The sequence below is a fragment of the Pseudoalteromonas sp. Ld20 genome (assembly GCF_045064175.1).
GTDB classification, from domain to species: domain Bacteria; phylum Pseudomonadota; class Gammaproteobacteria; order Enterobacterales; family Alteromonadaceae; genus Pseudoalteromonas; species Pseudoalteromonas neustonica.
In genome coordinates, this window is record NZ_JBISHB010000005.1 from 1 (window position 1) to 2,328 (window position 2,328).

1 protein-coding gene and 1 rRNA gene are annotated in these 2,328 nt (G+C 36.6%); one reads left to right on the forward strand and one right to left on the reverse strand.

The window, feature by feature from the left end:
• Positions 1-5: 5 nt before the first annotated feature.
• Positions 6-120, forward strand: a 5S ribosomal RNA gene (gene rrf, locus ACJJVX_RS00135).
• 499 nt (positions 121-619) lie between these two features.
• On the opposite strand, the gene ACJJVX_RS00140 is transcribed toward rrf, so the two are convergent.
• Positions 620-1,972 (reverse strand): hypothetical protein, encoded by a 1,353-nt coding sequence (locus ACJJVX_RS00140; protein ID WP_054455986.1) that lies wholly within the window; start codon positions 1,970-1,972, stop codon positions 620-622.
• Positions 1,973-2,328: the final 356 nt, after the last annotated feature.

Here is a 2,328-nt window from a genome sequence, read left to right on the forward strand (position 1 = left end):
ATTTGCTTGGTGACAATAGCGTTTTGGACCCACCTGATCCCATGCCGAACTCAGTAGTGAAACGAAACAGCGCCGATGATAGTGTAGCATTTGTTATGTGAAAGTAGGTCATCGCCAGGCTCCAAATAAAGAAAGCCCGACTCACTGAGTCGGGCTTTTTTACGTCTGCAGGAAAGTGAAAAAGCGAGCAAGGTGGCGAGTGTCGCTCGGGCGTTCACCTGAAAGCAGTACACCCTCATATATCGGCTGTTGCGATAAATCACGACCGACGGTTTTACAATCAACTTGCAGGTATTTTATTGTAGGTCATGCTTTAGCCTGAAGGCATAAAAGAACACCACGAATTCCTCAGAGGTCAAAATACGCCTTTAAAGCAGCTTAACCCCTTTATATAAATCACATGTAATTGATGATCTATTTTAATCATGTGCTACTTGTGAGCAAAATTGGCCAACATTCAAAACTTTCCTACACTACACCAAAGATGCGCGATTAAAGACTTGCTATCAAATTGTTCGCCAATTTCTTAAAGTTAAAAACCGTACGGCTGTTGTAAAAGCAACAGGTGTTATACTTTATTGTGGTCTTAGCCTACAAGATTGTTAAAGTAAATCTGACTTCAATCAGCAAGCCATTGAAATAAAATGTTATTTTCGGTTGTGTTGTTCACTCTGAGTTCTAAAAGGGAGCTTATTGAGTTAGATTTAAGATCTAATATAGGATTGCCTTTATTTTCCTCTAAAGTAACATTGTTTTTAAGACCTTTTTCGGTTACTTCACAGGTACCATTTTTACAAATGACATCAGGTTCTGGCCTAATTAGCCGCTTATCAGAAGTCGTTATAACATATCGATCATCAACCCCTGAAAAGCCTTCAAAAACCTTAAAATTTTCAGTTGAAAGACTTGGCTCTATTCTCGCTTTTATTTCTATCATATGTTGTAAAAATTGGTAACTACCCCGATGAGACAATGCACTTAAGCCTGGCTCAGTCATAAACGAAATGAACCCCTCATCTATATCAGATGAAGATAGTTTTTTCTGACTATCAAGGATATTATTTATCGTAGCTTGATCTTTATCCGTAAAGCTGACAGCAAGCTGGTATCCTTCACCGTTGAAGTGGCCATTATTAAAATTATTAAGTATCTTCCCATCGTCATGCATTCTGTAACCACCAAGATCACTGGCAAACTGACGTATATACTTAAAATCTATATTATTATTATCAGCATATTCATAGATATTAGCTAATAGTTCTCTATCTCCTTGTGTCAAAAACTCATAAGAACTTCGCATTAAGTTAGATAAGGACATCCCATCAGTGCCGCTTAAAATTTCTGATTCAGTACCACCAAAAATATCCATCACCATAGTTTCATAATAATGCTCAGACCTGCTTATATTTTTGCTTTTTTCTAAATCCCGTGCATCTAAAATAGACTCAAACTGTGATGTTGCTTGTGAGCTATATTCATCGGAAACCATCGCTTTACTAAAAAAAGAAAAAGAGTTCGTATGAGATGATAGTAATTCTTCAAATGATGCTAGTGCGGTAACGTTACTTTCGTATTTAAGGCTGTCTCGTTTTAGATTTGATAGGTTTTGCTGATCAAGTGTGTGCCATCTTTCATATGCAGCTACTCTCTCTGAGCTGCTAAATGTATTACTTGTGTCTAATGCTATCGTCTCAAGTTTTGATTTGGATAAATGTTCAAATTCCCATTTTGCTGTGGCAACCTCATCACTATTTATTTTTGCATTTGAAGAGAGTATTTCCTTATGTAGAGATAAATTTTGCTGACTTAATTTAGAAATATCAATAGAGCTTTTGGCCTTACTTAATTTCGACGATAATGAAGAAACCGATGCATGTATTTCTATATCCTTACTTTTTTTGGGGTCAGATTGTGGCTGAGGAAAAGCTTTTCTCGCATTTAACAAACTTCTCTTGATATCAGGTATATCCATACTATTGACCCTCTAAACGAAAATAGACTCCTTTGATTAAATTTGGAGTCTAAGGTGTTAATTAGTTAGTTGTGTAGTTAAAAGTTATACTTTCTATTCTATTTGGTGTTGAATAATGGAAAGTACCAGTTGCTTCAACTCTATGAACAATTGATACTTGAATACCTGGTTTGAAGCTCTCACCATTAAATACTGTTACCTCTCCAGTAGAGTTTGGCACAATTGGTTCCCCTCTCTGTCAGACTAGTTGTCGCGCTTAATATTTAACCATTAAATAGAGGGTGTGGAGTAACAATGAAACATTATTCAGCGCAAAGCAAAGAGTCGGCTCTTCAGAAGATGATGCCTCCAAATAA

Bases quoted from the DNA above. Each gene is read 5' to 3' on its own strand.
- ACJJVX_RS00140 (WP_054455986.1), bottom strand. From the start codon at position 1,972: ATGGATATACCTGATATCAAGAGAAGTTTGTTAAATGCGAGAAAAGCT.